Annotated in this window: 16 protein-coding genes; 2 read left to right on the top strand and 14 right to left on the bottom strand. The window is 57.0% G+C overall.

What is annotated here, in order from left to right; translation table 11 throughout:
- Positions 1-110 precede the first annotated feature (110 nt).
- Positions 111-773, bottom strand: coding sequence for a 3-hydroxyacyl-CoA dehydrogenase family protein (locus tag WG622_RS18765; protein ID WP_007803148.1), 663 nt, complete (start codon positions 771-773; stop codon positions 111-113).
- A 277-nt stretch (positions 774-1,050) separates the two neighbouring features.
- On the opposite strand from WG622_RS18765, the gene WG622_RS18760 reads away from it, so the two are divergent.
- Complete coding sequence (locus tag WG622_RS18760) at positions 1,051-2,040, top strand: LysR family transcriptional regulator (protein WP_008335700.1); 990 nt, start codon at positions 1,051-1,053, stop codon at positions 2,038-2,040.
- A 79-nt stretch (positions 2,041-2,119) separates the two neighbouring features.
- Here the strand turns inward: WG622_RS18760 and WG622_RS18755 are convergent, their stop codons facing one another.
- The 4 genes from WG622_RS18755 to WG622_RS18740 form a co-directional block, all read right to left on the bottom strand.
- Complete coding sequence (locus WG622_RS18755) at positions 2,120-2,944, bottom strand: universal stress protein (RefSeq protein ID WP_229678652.1); 825 nt, start codon at positions 2,942-2,944, stop codon at positions 2,120-2,122.
- 215 nt (positions 2,945-3,159) lie between these two features.
- Positions 3,160-4,398, bottom strand: coding sequence for an amidohydrolase family protein (locus WG622_RS18750; protein ID WP_007803158.1), 1,239 nt, complete (start codon positions 4,396-4,398; stop codon positions 3,160-3,162).
- 20 nt (positions 4,399-4,418) lie between these two features.
- Entirely contained in the window at positions 4,419-4,718 is a 300-nt protein-coding gene (locus WG622_RS18745) for a hypothetical protein (RefSeq protein WP_007803160.1), read from the bottom strand.
- Entirely contained in the window at positions 4,705-5,070 is a 366-nt protein-coding gene (locus tag WG622_RS18740; RefSeq protein WP_076626060.1) for a Rieske (2Fe-2S) protein, read from the bottom strand. Before WG622_RS18740 ends, WG622_RS18745 begins: the two co-directional genes overlap by 14 nt.
- 115 nt (positions 5,071-5,185) lie before the next feature.
- Here WG622_RS18740 and WG622_RS18735 point away from each other — a divergent pair, with 115 nt between their 5' ends.
- A complete protein-coding gene (locus WG622_RS18735; protein ID WP_229678653.1) occupies positions 5,186-5,638 on the top strand; it encodes a MarR family winged helix-turn-helix transcriptional regulator in 453 nt (150 codons plus the stop codon).
- Here the strand turns inward: WG622_RS18735 and WG622_RS18730 are convergent.
- The 9 genes from WG622_RS18730 to WG622_RS18690 all read right to left on the bottom strand — a co-directional run bounded on the left by WG622_RS18730 (position 5,635) and on the right by WG622_RS18690 (position 15,777).
- A complete protein-coding gene (locus WG622_RS18730; RefSeq protein ID WP_188678871.1) occupies positions 5,635-6,570 on the bottom strand; it encodes an EamA family transporter in 936 nt (311 codons plus the stop codon). The two genes, WG622_RS18735 and WG622_RS18730, sit on opposite strands and share 4 nt — an antisense overlap.
- Positions 6,571-6,597: 27 nt before the next feature.
- The gene (locus WG622_RS18725) at positions 6,598-7,041 is read right to left on the bottom strand and encodes a hypothetical protein (protein ID WP_007803168.1); all 444 of its coding nucleotides are present in this window, start codon (positions 7,039-7,041) and stop codon (positions 6,598-6,600) included.
- Between the two features lie 13 nt (positions 7,042-7,054).
- Positions 7,055-8,047 (bottom strand): ABC transporter substrate-binding protein, encoded by a 993-nt coding sequence (locus WG622_RS18720; protein ID WP_179949503.1) that lies wholly within the window; start codon positions 8,045-8,047, stop codon positions 7,055-7,057.
- The gene (locus tag WG622_RS18715) at positions 8,044-9,264 is read right to left on the bottom strand and encodes a Gfo/Idh/MocA family protein (RefSeq protein ID WP_256359826.1); all 1,221 of its coding nucleotides are present in this window, start codon (positions 9,262-9,264) and stop codon (positions 8,044-8,046) included. The genes WG622_RS18720 and WG622_RS18715 overlap by 4 nt, the downstream gene beginning before the upstream one ends.
- A complete protein-coding gene (locus WG622_RS18710; protein WP_007803173.1) occupies positions 9,221-10,159 on the bottom strand; it encodes a PDR/VanB family oxidoreductase in 939 nt (312 codons plus the stop codon). Before WG622_RS18710 ends, WG622_RS18715 begins: the two co-directional genes overlap by 44 nt.
- Before the next feature lie 129 nt (positions 10,160-10,288).
- Entirely contained in the window at positions 10,289-11,431 is a 1,143-nt protein-coding gene (locus tag WG622_RS18705; RefSeq protein ID WP_007803174.1) for an alpha-hydroxy acid oxidase, read from the bottom strand.
- 127 nt (positions 11,432-11,558) lie between these two features.
- A complete protein-coding gene (locus WG622_RS18700; protein WP_040545925.1) occupies positions 11,559-12,839 on the bottom strand; it encodes a Rieske 2Fe-2S domain-containing protein in 1,281 nt (426 codons plus the stop codon).
- A 311-nt stretch (positions 12,840-13,150) separates the two neighbouring features.
- Positions 13,151-13,777 (bottom strand): putative antibiotic biosynthesis monooxygenase, encoded by a 627-nt coding sequence (locus tag WG622_RS18695; protein WP_274848858.1) that lies wholly within the window; start codon positions 13,775-13,777, stop codon positions 13,151-13,153.
- Positions 13,778-13,926: 149 nt separating this feature from the next.
- Positions 13,927-15,777 (bottom strand): TRAP transporter permease, encoded by a 1,851-nt coding sequence (locus tag WG622_RS18690; RefSeq protein ID WP_076626056.1) that lies wholly within the window; start codon positions 15,775-15,777, stop codon positions 13,927-13,929.
- Between the last annotated feature and the right edge of the window lie 180 nt (positions 15,778-15,957).

Raw genomic sequence — 15,957 nt, 5'->3', positions numbered from 1 at the left:
CTGCGAACCCTGTCTCAGGTTTAAGGGCAAAAATATCGGATTTAAAGGCAAAATATCATATTTAAGGGCAAAGCAAGGCCGTTGATTTCGTTGGATTTCTCATCTCACAATTAAGGGCTACGCGACACCAGGCCTTCGTCCATCAGACGATAGATCTCGGTCAGCATGGCGAACTGGATCCGGTTCACAAGAAAGCCTGGACGTTCGAGGATCGCGACACCGACATGTTCGATGTTCTGCACCAGCATGCGGCTCCATGCCACCAACTCCGCTGGCGTATCGGCCGCATGGATCAACTCGATTACGGGAACGATATGACCCGGAGTAACATAGTGAATGCCCATCATCCGCTCTTTGCGTGTCATTTGAGCGGCGATGTCGGAGATTAGGAAGGACGAGGTATTGGTCGCCAGCACCACGTTTTCCGGACAGATCCTTTCGAGTTCCGCGAACAGGGCCTGTTTGACTTCCAGGGATTCCTGCACTGCTTCATGCACGAGGAAGACCCCTTCGATCGCGCTCGCAAGATCCGGCTCAAGTGTCACTCCGGCTAGCATGGCCTCCGATGCATCCGAATCCTCGACCAGTCCTGCCGCGATCGGGCGGGCCCGCTCTACGTAAGTGTCAAGCATGGTCTGATTGCTGTCGCAGATCACCGCATCATAGCCGTGATGCGCATAGAGTGTCGCGATGACACATCCCATGAATCCGGCCCCGACGACGCAAATCCTACCGGACCCGGGCGGCTCCGTACCGAACGCAAATTCCTTCAAACTTTCCTCCTCCCTTCAAATGGTATGAACCTTCGACTCTTCTGGACGACAGGCTTCTAGCCGACTGTATCACTCGAGCCGCTGCGATAGCCGCGCAAGGATCAGGAATGTTCCGATTGTGCGATGCCGAGCGGTCTCGGGTCCAATACGCAAACGTCGACAATATATATGGCTATGGTTATGATTTAATGCCGGGCACTCAATCAATAGAGTTGATTCCTGAACTTGCCCGACTGATTTATTGTGGTTTTGGTATGCTTCCGAGCCATCAAACCGGATGCCTGACACGGGAGAACAGGAATTGCGCAAAGATCGGCCAGAAGAACCGAACGACACGCCGTCGAAAGACTTGCTTCGGTCGCGCAATCTCACGCTGCACAAGCTGCACGTCTTTTGCACGATCGCCAAATTCAACAGTGTAACCCGCGCGGCGGAGTATTTGAATATTGCGCAACCCGCAGTAACCGCCCACCTGCGCAGTCTTGAGAAGAGCCTTGGTGTCAAGTTGGTGCGCAAGGCCGGGCGCAACATCGAACTGACACATGCCGGGCGTCGCACTCTTGCCTGGGCGAAGGAAACTATTCAGCGCAGCTCAGATATGTTTCTTGACCTCGCAGACATCAAGAAAGGTCTGATTGGCCGAACGCGGATCGCCTCGTCGATGGTGGCCGGCACCTACAAGTTGTCTGAAACTATAATTGCGTTCAAAAAGGAATTCCCATCGGCCAGGATTTCGGTGTCGATGGCCAGCCCCTACCTGGCCACGGAATCAGTTCTGCTTGGGGATTGCGACTTCGGTATCACTTTGGTTGATCACAATCGCGACACCTCACGGTTGGAAATCGAATTGCTCTGGCGCGAGCCGCTTTATCTGGTGGCCGCGATAGAGAGCCGACTGGTCGGCGATGTCGCTTACATCGATGAGCTAGGGACATTGCCGCTGATCACCCCGCCGAAGGGGCAAATGGCTCGAGAACTCATCGATGAGGTGCTGCGCGCCGCTGGGGTCGTGAGAACCAACAGCGTACTGGCCTTCGGGCATCCCGAGCCGATCTTAAATGCGATCCGCGCCGATGTCGGGGCCGGTTTCGTCTTCAAGAGCGCATTGCCGAGGGACCCAGAGGTGTCAGGGCTTCGCCTTGTGCATACACCAGAGCTGGAAATTGCGATGCCGCTGTTCCTGGTCTACGACAAGAAGACGGTGTTCTCCGCGCCGCAAATTCAGCTCATGGACCGAATCCGTCAATCCTTCGCCGAGCCTGCATGATCATGGACAGAAGGCTCCGCGCGGGGGACGACACTGCTAGCCACGCAAAGGACGCCCTCCGAAAGGCGCGACGATGCGGTCAGTGGGACATGAACACCGGCACTTGGCTGTTCCTGATGACTTCGTGGGTAACGCCACCGAACAGGTCTTGTGAGAATTTGCTGTGTTCGTAAGCCCCCATCACGATCAACTTTGCCCCCAACTCGGCAGCGGTCCGTTGAATAACGTCGGCTATGCCGTTCTTGCCTTTGGGGCGCTCGACCTGTTCCACGTCAACACCATGGCGTTGGAGGTGGGTGACAATGTCTGTTCCTTCGGGCATTTTCGGCAGGCTCGCGCCAACGCTCAAGATCGTGACCTTGCGCGGTCTCTCCTCCAAGATCGTCATTGCGTCGTTGAGCGCTCGGGCTGCCGAGCGCTTTCCGTCCCAGGCGACGAGAGCATGTGAACCGAGTTTGTCAGTAGAGTATCCATTGGGTACAACAAGGACTGGGCGGCCGCTTTGTAGTGCCATAAGATCTGGGTTCACAGCGCGAAATTCATCGGTAGGAAGGTTCGATTGGTAGCCTGTCACCACAAAATCAAAATTACGTGCGATTTCGGGCAAACTTAACTTTCCGATCTCGCTTGGCATAACAAAACGCGACCGTTCGGCCACTCCTGCCGAAGAAGCTTGCTCCTCAAAAAAGGCTCGAGCAGCTTCGATTTTCTCATTTCGCACATTTCCGAGCTTGTCGAGAAGTTCCTCGGTCAGGCCGAGAACATGTTCGAAGTAGGAAGAAGTGCTGCCATAAACCGCCGTCAGCCATGCATCGTGCTTGGCCGCAATTTTTGTCGCATGACCTACGCCACTCGGGAATCCAGCACTCCCGGAATGCGTAATAAGGATATTCTTGATGCTCATCTTCGCCTCACTGATCGAACGCTAAGACATGCTATCATTTGACTACTTAGATGTCTATGTTTTTTGCCGCGCTTCAAGAGATAGCTAGGTCGCGATAACCGCCAGACATACTGCGTGCCGTTCAAGCATGAAAGAGGCCACCCGGATGTTCTCCGGGCAGCCTCGCAGTGATCCGTATATGCGTGTCCTGTTGAAGACGGACGACGAGAACGGCGTCAACCTTTGGCGTTTGCCTCCAGTTTCCACTCGGACATAACTGGGTCAAGATTGAACAGTTTCTGCGCGTTTCCACCTAGAATGCTCCGCTTGGCCTTCTCGTCCAAGAACGGAAGGTCATAGATCGTGCTCGGAAGATCCATATCCCAATGCGGATAGTCGGACGAATAGAGCAACTGCGATTCTGCGTTTATCATCTTGAAGGTGACTTCCAAGGCTTCGCGGTTGTCCACCAGCTCCATCGGCTGCGTAGAGTAGTACATCTCACGCATGTAATCGCTGGGTTTTTTCTTCAAGAGCGGAGCATCGGACGTACGCATCATGTACTCGTTGTCCAGCCGTTGCATCAGGAAAGGAACCCAAGCCAGACCACTTTCGATCCACATGGTTTTCAGCTTTGGAAAACGCTCGGGCATGCCGTTCATAACCCAGTTGGTCATGTGGATGATGTTACAGAAGCTGAAACCAAGCGCGTGAACTGAGATAAACTTGTTCAGCTGTGCCAACGAGGTGTCGGCCCAGTGATAAGCCGCGTGGAAGCCAAGAGGCATTCCATGCTCTTCCAGTTTGGCATAAATACGCATGTTTGCGCTGTCATGCACTGGCCGCTTGAGATACCCAGTCGAAAGGAACCCAACGACGCCTTTCTTTTCGGCGAACTCGTCAATCATCTTCTCGGCTTCGTGCGGCTCGTTCATGGGCAGATAGACCATGGATACGAGGCGATTGTCTTCTTCAAGAATGCGCTCGCTCAGCCAACGGTTATAGGCGCGGGCCATTGCCACCTCGACCTCGACTTGGGGGTGCGTTGCCAACAACAGCATTGGGGTTGGGAAAAGGCACGCCATATCCGTACCCATCGCGTCCATCCAGCGCCGTGCCAAAGTGATGTCGCGGTGTGGTTCTTCGGGGACAATTTCCTTGTTCCGACCCGCATAGCGCGTCACGCGCCCAGCCATGTCCTGCGAACCGATCGCCTGCGGAATAAGGCCGGCGCGGCCAACGTTACCGGCTGACAAGCCAAGATGGCGCATCACCGGGTCGTCCATGTATTGCAGGATTTCCGGCAAGGCCTCAGTCTCATAGTGGTGGCTGTCCACATCGCAAATGAAGAAGTCTTTGTAATTACGGTCTTCCGCTTGCTTACGTGCGTTCTTCAGCAGCTTGCTGGTGTTAAATTCCTGTATCGCCGGATCGTTATCCGAGCTGTAGTTCATCGTGTTGCCCGTCAAAGACATTTTATCTCTCTCCCCTCGTGTTACGGATTCAGCGTCTGCCACATGCCCAACTCGAACACCGCCATATCGGCGGCATCGAGAATGCCGGTCGCGGCGATGGCGACAGCTGTCGCCGAGACATCGTTGTCTCGTGGGAATGCGGGCAAGCCGTCATTGGTTTCGCGAAGTTTCGCATATGCGGTCACAGCGTGTGAAAGCAGCGCCTGAAGTTGCTCGGCGCGCAGGCCACTGCTTTCGGGGTTGCGCAGTGCATTCAGGACAGCATCGACCGATGCCTCCAGAGCAGGAGCTTCAGCGGCTATCTGGTCAAACTTCGACATAGACCTCACCTCCTCTTTCCACCACGTTGTAACGTTTCATTTTGTACTTTGGATCGCCAACGGCTTCGCCCGTCGCAATCTTGAATTCCCAGCCATGCCACGGGCAAACGAAATGCAGTTCGTCTTCGTTGAAGGTCTGCCGGAGCGCGCGCTGCTGGTCGTCGAGTTCGACGCAGACCTGCGGCATCTTTAGGCCTTCGCATACCGGGCCACCTTGGTGCGGACACACGTTCTTATATGCAACGATGTCTCCTTTGTGCCGAATGACCCCGATCTCGACCCCGTCGACCTCGCAAATCTTTGCCGTCTTGTCGCTCAAGTCCGACACCGCACATAGCAATCTTTCTGGCATCTTAGCTCCTCCGTCTGTTGCCCAGTCTTGCTTCAAGTTAGTAAGATTGCCTTACTATAAGAGTGGCTTTAGAATTGTCAAGAAATAAGACATCTAAATTAGGGGGGCGCAAATCGTGCCGCAATCACCTTCTAGGAAACGTGGTCTTGGGGCGTCGCTCCGCCTGGCGCATCATCTTTATGGTAAGCTGCTGCAGGAGCAGTTGCGCGAAACCGGGCTCAGCATGGCGCAGTACATTCATCTCCGGTGCCTGAGAGAGGAAGGCAAACTAAAACAATCCGAGCTTTCCGGGTTGCTGGGCATCGAAAAGGCGTCATCTACACGCGTACTGGACGAGCTCGAAAAGCGAGATCTTATCACGCGTAACCGCAGCCAGTCCGACCGGCGCGTGGTTCATGTCGACCTGACTGACACAGGCCTTCGAAGGATCGATGGCGCAATGAAATCTGCGCGTCTCGCGGCAGATCACGCCTCGGCGGGATTTGAACCCGACGAGTTGGGTCGCCTTTTCGCTGCGATGGACAAGCTTCTGGATAATCTCGCAAGCGTGTGTTGCCAGTCCCGCTAACCAAACCTTGGCGCAAGGGCGAGAAGTGTCACACCGGTCGCGGCCAGTGCAGACGCCAGGTAGAATCTGGGACCTGGGCGCCGTTCGGTTTTGAAGATATGGCCTGCGAGCCAGGCGGCAAAGAACATCTCGATCGATGACATGATCGCGACGACGGTCACATCAGTAAATATAAGCGAAAAGAACAGCGCCACTTGTCCAACGGTCATCGAACCGCCAGCCAGAAGTTGCCACCCGCTCGGCCGCTGAATTCGCCAGGACAGCGCGTTGCGCGATTTGAACCGGAACACCCAGGAGACCGCGAACCACATTAGACCCGTCATCGCACCGATGAACACGCCGGCCAGAGGGTCTGGCAAAGTCTGCATCGCGAGTTTTCGGGAGACGAAAGAGCCACCATATCCGGCGGCCGACGCTACGGCCATCGCGCGGCCCTTGTTCCTCTCTAGAGGGGCGGGCTCTCCGACCGCTAAGTCAGAAGCCGATTTGACAGAAGCGCGTGACATCATGACCACCACGCCGCTGGTAACCAGAAAGAAGGCGATGACCACAGGTGTGGTGATGACCTCACCCAGCAGAAAGAACGCCAACAGCGCCGCAAACACCGGTATCAGGCGTCGGATGAAACCGGTCTCGATGGCTCCGGCAAGCTCTACGGAGCGAAACAGCGTAAGACGGCCGACAACGTTGCCAAGCACCCCGGCTGCAACGAAATAGGCCACACCAATGAGTACACCGCGTCCAAGTTCCGGCATCGTTGGACCCAGGAGCAGCCAAAGCGCCCCGGAGACAACGGCGGTCATCAGCACAGAGATAAGAACGTCGTTGCCGCGGCCCTGAACCGATTGGGAGCTCTTGGCAATGGAAACCGAACTCAAGGCGTAGCAGAACGCTCCGAACGCGGCCAAGAGGCCACCGAACCCCGCGGTCATCGCGCCTGTCGGCGCGGATTGTTCCTGCTACTCGTCATGGGCCAGCAACTGATCCAGGAAGTGGCCTGAAGACATAACCTCGCGCATTGGCAGCGTCTCCTGCTGCTCCATCAGCTCGGTAGAATAGGTCAACCCTTGGCCGTCCCAGAACCACCAATAGATGATCTTGCCTTGCTTGTCGCGAATCGGCATCCGGAAAATCGGGAAGCTTCTTTCCGAATGCGGAATGTCCGACCTTCCGGCAAGCGCGTGCTTCAACCCTAACCGATTCAATACCCCCGTTAGGGGGACCATGGCTATCGGTGCGGGTTTTTCGGCCAATACAGTCACATTGTCGGGCCGGTGTTCGTAAGACCCCGGGAGGAACTTGACCACGGGAGGATAGCTCGGGTGGGTATGTGTGAGCTGTACGTAAGCCAGCCCCTTCGTTGTTTCGACCTCGACGATATCTCCGGGTGCGTACTTTTCCATTGTGGCGCTCCTCTTAAAGGCTGTAGGCTTCTAGGGTCGAGGGATGGAACAGTTCTTCGATCTCCACCCGGCGCGGCGACAGTCCCTGACTCGCGTGGTAATCCAAAAACTTGTTCAGGACATGGGCGTTGCCGCCGACGCCATAGCTCCAGGGGTCGTCACCCATTAGCGCATGCACGCGGTTGAGATTATCCTCGACGAAGGGCATCGTTACTTTCGTTGCAGAGGTGTCCGACAGGGCCTCTTCTGCTATTAGCTTCGATTGCGTGAACGCCTTGAGCAGGGCGGCGGGTAGGAACGGGTATTCCTCGGCGAGGCTGCGGCGCACCCCAAGAACATGCATGATCGGAAAGATCCGGGTCTTTTCGAAATAGGCTTCGGCCGTAGCGATGCTGTCTGCAAAAAGCCGACCTACGTGCGGATGCCGCTCGGCGAAACAACGCGGCCAACGCGGGCCGACGAAGCCGTCGATCTCACCGGCTTCGAGCATGCCATTCAACGTGCTGCCGACCGGCGCCTCTTCCATGCGGATATCGCCGGGTAACTGAACCTTGATCTTTTCGGGCCGGCCCGGCGTATCCATACCGCCGCGCACCCAGATGATGTCGGAGGGTTTGACACCGTATTCCTCTTCGAGAATGCCGCGCACCCAGACATTGGCGGACAGCTGGTATTCGGCGATCCCAATGCGCTTGCCCCTCAGATCCTGAGGCGTTTCGATTCCTTTGTCGGTTCGAATGTAGACAGAAGTGTGACGGAACGCCCGGCTCAGAAAGACCGGGATCGCGACATAGTGCGGATTTCCGCGGGCGACCGAGATCGAATAGGAGGACAACGAAATTTCGCTGATATCGAAAGCTTCGTGGCGGAACGCCCGGAAGAACATTTCCTCTGGGGACAGTAGCATGGGCACGGGATCGACACCGTCTATCTGCACTCTTCCATCCACAATGGCACGCGTCCGGTCATAATTTCCCATGGCAAGGGATAGTTTGAGATTGCTCATCCAGTTTGTTCCTCCTCATTTGTTTTGCATTGTTGCCGCAGGTCGACAGGTTGGCCGGTCGAGGCGGACTGCAGGATCGCATGGCAAACCTCCAGGCTTGCCAGACCCCACGCGCCCGTCTGGACGGGGGCCTTGTTCTGGCGGACAGCGGCTACCAGTGCATCGTTCACGGTTCTACGTGGCGCGGGCCCGAATGTCACTTCGATGAAGCCACGCTCGGTGTCACCAAATACTTCAACTCCGTCCGGAGTCAGCTTTAGGTCGGCACGGTCGCAAAGCGCGATGACTGGGCCAAAATGCTCGTTGTGCTTTGCGTCGACCGTCTTACCGCTGCCGAATGTGCGCGTCGTCTTGAGGCGCGCCTCGTCATCGGGATCGAGGTCCATCAGCGCCCGCCTTGCATCGCCATAGGCGCCGGCGAGTTTTCGCTGCCCCAGCTCTCCGACGTCGTTCATCCAAATGTCGCTATCGAAATGGGCATAGCCCGAATAGGTGAGATTGGCGACGCATCCACCCTCAAAGTTCATCAGCGCCGTAAAGGCGCCTTCTGTTGGACGCTTTGGATCCCATGCCCCGGTCATGGCATAAATCTTCTCTCCCATGCCGCCCGCAAGCCGTCGGACCACGTCGATCTGGTGGATGGCCTGGCTGAACAGCACCCCTCCTCCTTCTTCGGTGCGCAGCTCCTCCGGGCGTCGGGGACGATACAGGAAGTCAGTGTAGTTAAGGGCCTGGATCATTCTCAGCTGGCCGAACTTGCCGCTCGCGATCAACTGCGCGGCCAGCTCGACCGGCGGATCGAAACTGTGGCTGGGCCCAACGATCAGGTGAACCCCCGCCTCGTTCGCGGCGGCGACCATGGTCTCGGCGTCTTCCATCGAGATCGCGAGCGGCTTTTCCACGAGAATGTGCTTTCCAGCGCGCGCCGCGGCCAGAACGTGATCTACATGCATTTGGTGCGGGGTGGCGATGTAGATCGCTTCCACAGATGGATCGGCGCATAGTTCCTCGACAGTCGGATAGGCGACACCGCCGTATTGCTCTTCGAATGCGGCCCGGCTTTCCGCCCTCGGCGCGGCCGCGGCCGTGAGCTTGACGCGTGCGTCGGCATCAAAGGTGGGGACCATCAGCATGAAAGCCCGCCCCAATCCCGCAACTCCGAGGCGGACGGGATCAGAGGTCAAGAACCAGCCTCCCCGATAGCGCGCGCGATACACAAATCATTATATGGTCGCTTTTTTCCTCTTCCATAAGCACCATGTCGCGATGGTCAGCTTCCCCTTCGAGGAGGCGGATCTTGCAGGTGCCGCATGTGCCACTTTCACAGGAGCTGGACGTTGCGAATCCGGCGTCACGCAATGCCTCCAAGATCGAACGATCTTCGGGCACCGTGACGGTTTCGCTACTTTTTTTCAGCTCCACTTCGAAAGAGACATCGTCTTGGCGCACCACATCGACGGGCTTGAAATCCTCGAAGTGAACTCGCCCCTCCGGCCAGTGCCCGGAAACGGCCTTGATTTCATCCATCAGCGGTTTCGGACCACAACAGAAGACGTGAGTGGCACGGGGCGTGACGAGATCGTCCCAGAAATCGTAGACTGCATCCGGAGCGCCGCCGTCATGGTGCACAATGATCCGGCCATCGAAATCTCTCATCAGTTCATCCAGATAGGCCGATTCCTCCGGACTGCGGCTGACGTAGATGATTCTGAGCATCTTGCCCTTCTTGTCGAGATACCGTGCCATCGACAGAATCGGCGTGATCCCGATACCGCCGGCGATGAGCAGGTACTTCTGAACATCGGTTAGCGGGAAATCGTTTTCCGGGAATTCGACTGTCAACTCGGACCCGACGGTCGCCTGTTCGTGCATCGACGCGGAGCCCCCACGCGAATTCGGTTCTCTTTTGATCGCGACAACAAATTCCTTTGGGTCGCTGCCATCGTTGATCAGTGAATAGCGACGCATCGCTCCGGACGGAGTTTCCAAGGTGATGTGAGCACCAGGATCGAAACTAGGGAGCACATCGGCCCCAACCGGCACCAGGGTGAATTCGGCGATGCTCGGGGTCAAGTCACGCCGTTTCTCGACGCGCATCTTGATATTCTCCATGAGGTCCTCCCATATGGTCGTGATTGTGAATTTGTTTAGATAGCTAAGTTATGTGTGTCAACCGACCTTGAACTACGCAGTCATCCAAAACGTTGATCGTGCAAGCGCTACTGGCGGAGGAACCATTTATTACCGTCGAATTTCGACGTTGAAATCAGAGACCGCAGACACGGATCTTGCGCCCACAAAGGTCATGGTCCTCGTCATCTCCTCTTCAAGGATCGAAAGCGCCCGTGACACGCCCGCCTCGCCTTGCGCCGCCAAGCCATAGAGCGGCGCGCGACCCAGCAGAATGCCCTTCGCACCCAAGGCGAGGGCTTTCACGATGTCACTGCCGCGACGAATGCCGCCGTCCAGCAGAACCGGAAACTTCCGATCAAGAGCCGCGATGATATCTGCGAGTACGTCGATGGTGGCAGGAGCGCCATCAAGCTGACGGCCACCATGGTTCGAGACGACGATTCCATCCACACCGGCGCGTTGCGCGTCAATCGCATCTTCTGGGCACATGATACCCTTGATCAGCAGCGGGCCTTTCCATTTCTCCCGAATGCGGCGAACATCTCCCCAAGAAAACTCCGGGTTCCGCTGAGATCGGGTAAACTCGGCCAGTTCTCTGTCGCTCGCGCTGTTTCCGACAAAGTCCAAGAGGTTCTCAAGTCTGGGACGGTGCGGCCCGAGCCATACGGAGGTCAGCCAAGCAGGATGCAGAAGCCCATCGAGAACAGTCCGAGGGCCAATGCGGATTTCGTGGGCGAAGCCGTGCCGCAGATCACGTTCGCGCTTGCCGCCCACGAGTGAATCGACAGTCAGTACCAGAGCCGAGTAACCGGCCGCCTGTGCCCGGTCGATCAGCGCATCAGCGAATGCGCCCTTCCCCCACGGATAAAGCTGGAACCAGAGGGGACCCTTGCTCCTCCGCGCGATCTCTTCCAGCGTCGTGTTCGAGGCGGTCGAAACCGTGAACCCGACCCCGGCTCGTTCGGCCGCAGCGGCGAGGTGCAGATCTCCCTGGGGCCAGTAGAGGCCGTTCAGCCCTGTCGGCCCTATGAAAAACGGCTTCGAGTATGTTTCCCCGAACAGCTCCAAGGTGAGATCGACGCTCCCCCCTTTGAGGATTCGCGGCGTGAGAACGATATTCGTGAAGGAACTGCGATTGTGCCGCAGCGTCACCTCCGATTCCGCGCCCCCATCCAAATAATCGAACACCACCCGTGGCAGGCGACGCCGTGCCTGCGCCCGCAAGTCTTCGATATTGATTGCTGTCGTCATAACGCCTGTCGCCCGCCGAGCAGAATCCGTCGAGGGAAGCTAAGAAAGTCCGACGGCACCACGAAAAAAGAGCCGCCCAAAACCCCTTGAGGCCTTGGACGGTTCAGGGAGGAAACATGTGCGCAAGTTATTCCGCCGCTTCCGTCTTGCTCGACGTGTCCACCAGTGTTCGCCAATCGACGTCCTTAGGATACACTCCCTCGTGAGAGGCGATTACCCTTTGCGGAATCTTCGACTCGGTGCCGATTGCCTGGCCACCTTCGGCGACTTTCTTTGCCGCATCGGCCATGAGGCGGCGGAACTCGACAATCGCCAGGTCGGAGGCCCCAAGAATGTCCGTGTGACGCTGTACGCGGCTACCCATCGAAACCCACATCACAATATCTTCGTTCGGAATGCCGTCCACGCCGGTAAAGTGGCCCTCTTTCATCCTTTCTCGGTCCTGCTTGAAGTCGTTCTCCAACGTCCGGAGAGAGCGCCATTTGTGGTCCACGTCCTCACCCGGTACGGCATGGGCAAACTTGCGCCACTCTTCAGTGGAGGGAACGTTCGGTCCGTCGAAGGCTATGAAGTGAAACGCTGTCTCATCGTCATTGATCGGCACGATGACGCTGGCGACCCGGTAGTTGTTGTTCGGCGGAATCAGCGAATAATAGGGCGCGATAAATTCGGTGATCCGGAGATAGTTGTGCGTCTGAGCGTTTTTGATCGGCTTACGGATCGCCGCGTAATGGAAACCGTAGCTCGTGGTTTCAGTCTGCATACGCGGAGATTTGTCTGTCGATGGGCGGTACCATGATTTGTCGTCCGCCGCGGCGCCCTCGACCCGTGCCGGAACCATATTCGAGGAATGGAGCGATGATGAATGCGCGCTATCGATCTGGCCCTCGTGAATCTGCGCCCAGTTGGCGGGCACGCGAATCTTCAGGATCGAAACTGGGGTGTCTTCGGTTGGCGCAAAGGCCGGCGGCTGGAACTCGGGCATATCATCTTTCTCGCCGAGCCAAGCCCAGACGAAGCCGCCCCACTCCCGCACGGGGTAGGAACGATGTTTGACCTTGTCCATCAATGGACTGCCTTCCGGCTCTGAAGACATTGCGACGACATTGCCTTCAACATCCATCTTCCAGCCGTGATAGAGGCAGCGCAGCCCACATTCCTCGTTACGGCCATAGACCAGAGAGGCCTTTCTGTGGGGGCAAAGCTCATCCAGCATTCCCAGACGACCCTTGGTATCCCGGAACGCGACATAGCTTTCGCCGAGAACTTCGACTCGAAGCGGTTTGCCGTCCGACTCTTCAACCTCTTCGATCAGGCATACAGGCGTCCAATGCTGACGCATAAGTCGCGCCATCGGGGCATCCCCCGTTACGCGTGTAAGCAGTTCATTCTCTTCGGGTGTAAGCATCTGGGCTCCTCCAATGGCATCCGACTCTTTCAGTGGATGAGTGGTTTTCGACCTCTCAATTATTCTTAGCTCTCTAAGTTTTATCTGTCAACGTAGCCTGCCACTTTTTTTGCCCGCGTTGTAGGTATCGACCTAACTTGTTGTCCGAAATAGCGGGTTCTGAACTAGATCAAGCTGACGAGATCGCAAAACCGAGATACTTTCGCGCAATTGTGGTCCGGAACCTCCCCGACAGCGGCTTGCCGGGCCCGTCACTGAGGTGTCATGGCGGCCAGCCTGTGCATGAGTCCCGGCAAGCGCACCATCTCGCTTCACCGTGTGAGCCATGGACGCAATCTCTTGCCCAGAAACGGCGCAACGTAGACACCGTTCACCCCGGTGAGCACCAGCGCAACAAGGAACAAAGACACCGGACCTGGAAGGTTTTGCGTGAGCGGTTGCAGCGCGTAGTAGATAAGGATCAGCAGGGGATAGACACCCAACATGCTGGCGACCCAGGCCTTCCAGTAGCGCGGCGCGGCTGGCGGTTTCGGGTCCGTATCGTTGGCCGACACCTGGTGTCCTTCCGCCACCAAAGCAAAGCTCAGTCTCTCTTCGAGGTCACGGGCCAATGCGGCTATTTCGTCTCGGAGCGACTCGGATATTTCTTCCCCACGCAGGGTAAGCAAAAAGGTGAACTCCTCAGAGCTAGTCTGGTTCTGCACCGACACTGGCCTGTCAGGTCGGCAGCAATCTAGGTGATCGGGAACGAAATCGTTGATCGCCTTCGCGACGACCGCGGCCTGTACAAGGGGCGCTCTGATTGAAACCGACAGCTCGGAGATCGCGTCGGCGCCAATACTAAGCTGTTTTGGCCCAAGTTCTTCCGGCCCCCGTGTTTCATTCATTTTCTGAACCTCGACATACTTTGCGCCGGTTGCGAAATGATCAGTTCCCACCTACGGAAGTGGCCGCCTGTGTTCGGTGTCATAGGCCGACCGGCCCGGACCAACCTTAAAAATTGGCCCAGACCAAATGCCGCCTCTGGGTTGAATCCCTCGATGACCAGACTGCACTTCAATAGGGGCAACCTGCTGAGGCGCCACAGCTAGGCACTGTCGACGTGGGCGCTTTCTGTCGTGAAAGCGATCTGCCGGATTAGCATTGCGACAATCACCAAAATACAGATCGCGGATACCGCCAAATATGGGCTTACGGCGCCAATCGCAGCGATGGGAAGTACGCCCCTTTCGATTGCAGTGAGTTGCGTCTTGACCAAGCCTTCCAGAGAGGCTGCGACCGCGAGGGCTCCGGCAAACGCACCCACGACGGCCAAGGTGTTTGCCAGGGGGCCAAGTTCTAGGAGGATACCCGGGTTCCACACGAAGGCGAAGGGCAGCAGGAAGCCGACGACGGCTAGCCGGACTGCAGAGAACGCGATCTTGAAGGGGTCTTCGTCGGCAATCGCTGAGGCCGCGATTGCAGCCACAGCAATCGGTGGCGTCAGTGCCGAGAGAATCGCGTAGTAGAGCAGAAACATCTGGCTCGGCAACGTCGGGAAACCGAGCTTTGCCAGCGCCGGTCCGACCAGCACGGCTGCCAGGATATACGCACTGGGCGTTGGCATCCCGAGACCGAGAACAATCGTGACGACCGCGGCGATAACGAGTGTCAGCAGTGGTTGCATGTTGCTGACAGTCAAAATGACGTTCGCGGATTTCATTCCAAGGCCGGTCATCGACAAGCCGCCAATCACAAGACCGGCCGCGGCACAAGCGCCGGCGACTGGCAGAATCTGGAGCGTAGTCGCCCCCAGCCCTTCCACCAACTGCCACAGTGACAGCCGTGTGTCTTTCAGCATCATCGCGGACAGGATGGTTACCAGAACTCCGACACCGGCTGTGAAGGTCGGGGAATACCCCAGAATGAGGGCGACGATGATGCCGATGATCGGCAGCAGGAAAACCCATCCGGTCCTGAATGTTTCCTTTGCTGAAGGTATTTCGTCTGCAGAGGGTCGAAGGTTGTGCTTGACTGACCGGAAGTGAACCTGAGCGAAGACACCCGTGTAGTATAGAAGCGCCGGCACCAGAGCGGCGAGCACGATGGCGTTGTAGGAAATGCCGGAATACTCGGCCATGATGAAGGCTGCTGACCCCATGATCGGAGGCATCGCGCTTCCGCCAGACGACGCCGCGACTTCCACCGCCCCCGCGAACCGTGCCCGATAGCCGAGTCGCTTCATGACAGGGATCGTGATCGACCCCGTTGCAACAACATCGGATGTTGGGCTCCCGGACATCGTGCCGTACAGGCCCGACGAAATGATCGCGATTTTGGCGGGGCCGCCGCGCGCATTGCCGGTCACAAGCGCTGCAAGGTTGAAAAAGAAGTCCCCTCCCCCGGCCTTGGCCAGGAATGTTCCAAACATCACGAACAGGAAAACATAGCTGGCAACGACCTGAAGCGGCACGCCAAAAAGTCCATCGGTGGTGAAAACCAGAATATCCAAGAGATAGCTGAACTCGCTGACGCGATGCCCGAATGGCGGCGGCAGAAGAGAGCCAAACAGATTATAAATCAGGAAGAGGGCGACAACGCCGGTCAGGCCTAGGCCGGTGGTCCGGCGGGTCGCTTCGATGGTCAGAAACAACAAGGCTGAGCCAAAGAAAAACTGATCGGTTGTGAATTCGTCGAGTAGACTGATCCGGTCCGCAATCGCTCCCGAGGTCACGTAGAAATACACCCCTGTGGCCAGGCTCAGCGCAGAGAGAACCCAATCATAGATCGGAATGCTGTCCGGCGCGCGCGAGGTCGCGCCGATCGCGAGGAAGAGAATCGTGAAAATGCCCGATACGAACAGAATGCCCTGAATGAGCGGATCGGAGATGATGAAGAGGTTCGAGTGGATTACCCAAACCGCGAATGCCGCCGCCAGAACCATGACGATGGTTCTCATCGGCGAGCCTAAATTTCTACGACGACCGGTTTCTGTAAGCGAAGGAAAATTCATGTAGACCCCGTATAAGGCAGAGAAGAGAAAGAACCGCGATGTATGGGCCGCGCGATGACATGACGTGACATCTCACGTAGCCACCGCGGGGCATTGCTCTGTGCAGTCCATGAGTGGGCCGGCGCG

It is taken from the genome of Cognatishimia coralii, assembly GCF_037478305.1.
Taxonomy (GTDB): Bacteria; Pseudomonadota; Alphaproteobacteria; order Rhodobacterales; family Rhodobacteraceae; genus Cognatishimia; species Cognatishimia coralii.
Note: the sequence above shows the minus strand (reverse complement) of the source record. Positions and strands in the feature narration are given on the sequence as shown.

Coding starts and splice junctions, on each gene's coding strand:
- WG622_RS18760 (WP_008335700.1), top strand. CDS start 1,051: ATGCCTGACACGGGAGAACAGGAATTGCGCAAAGATCGGCCAGAAGAA.
- WG622_RS18755 (WP_229678652.1), bottom strand. CDS start 2,944: ATGAGCATCAAGAATATCCTTATTACGCATTCCGGGAGTGCTGGATTC.
- WG622_RS18750 (WP_007803158.1), bottom strand. CDS start 4,398: ATGTCTTTGACGGGCAACACGATGAACTACAGCTCGGATAACGATCCG.
- WG622_RS18745 (WP_007803160.1), bottom strand. CDS start 4,718: ATGTCGAAGTTTGACCAGATAGCCGCTGAAGCTCCTGCTCTGGAGGCA.
- WG622_RS18740 (WP_076626060.1), bottom strand. CDS start 5,070: ATGCCAGAAAGATTGCTATGTGCGGTGTCGGACTTGAGCGACAAGACG.
- WG622_RS18730 (WP_188678871.1), bottom strand. CDS start 6,570: ATGACCGCGGGGTTCGGTGGCCTCTTGGCCGCGTTCGGAGCGTTCTGC.
- WG622_RS18725 (WP_007803168.1), bottom strand. CDS start 7,041: ATGGAAAAGTACGCACCCGGAGATATCGTCGAGGTCGAAACAACGAAG.
- WG622_RS18720 (WP_179949503.1), bottom strand. CDS start 8,047: ATGAGCAATCTCAAACTATCCCTTGCCATGGGAAATTATGACCGGACG.
- WG622_RS18710 (WP_007803173.1), bottom strand. CDS start 10,159: ATGGAGAATATCAAGATGCGCGTCGAGAAACGGCGTGACTTGACCCCG.
- WG622_RS18705 (WP_007803174.1), bottom strand. CDS start 11,431: ATGACGACAGCAATCAATATCGAAGACTTGCGGGCGCAGGCACGGCGT.
- WG622_RS18700 (WP_040545925.1), bottom strand. CDS start 12,839: ATGCTTACACCCGAAGAGAATGAACTGCTTACACGCGTAACGGGGGAT.
- WG622_RS18690 (WP_076626056.1), bottom strand. CDS start 15,777: ATGAGAACCATCGTCATGGTTCTGGCGGCGGCATTCGCGGTTTGGGTA.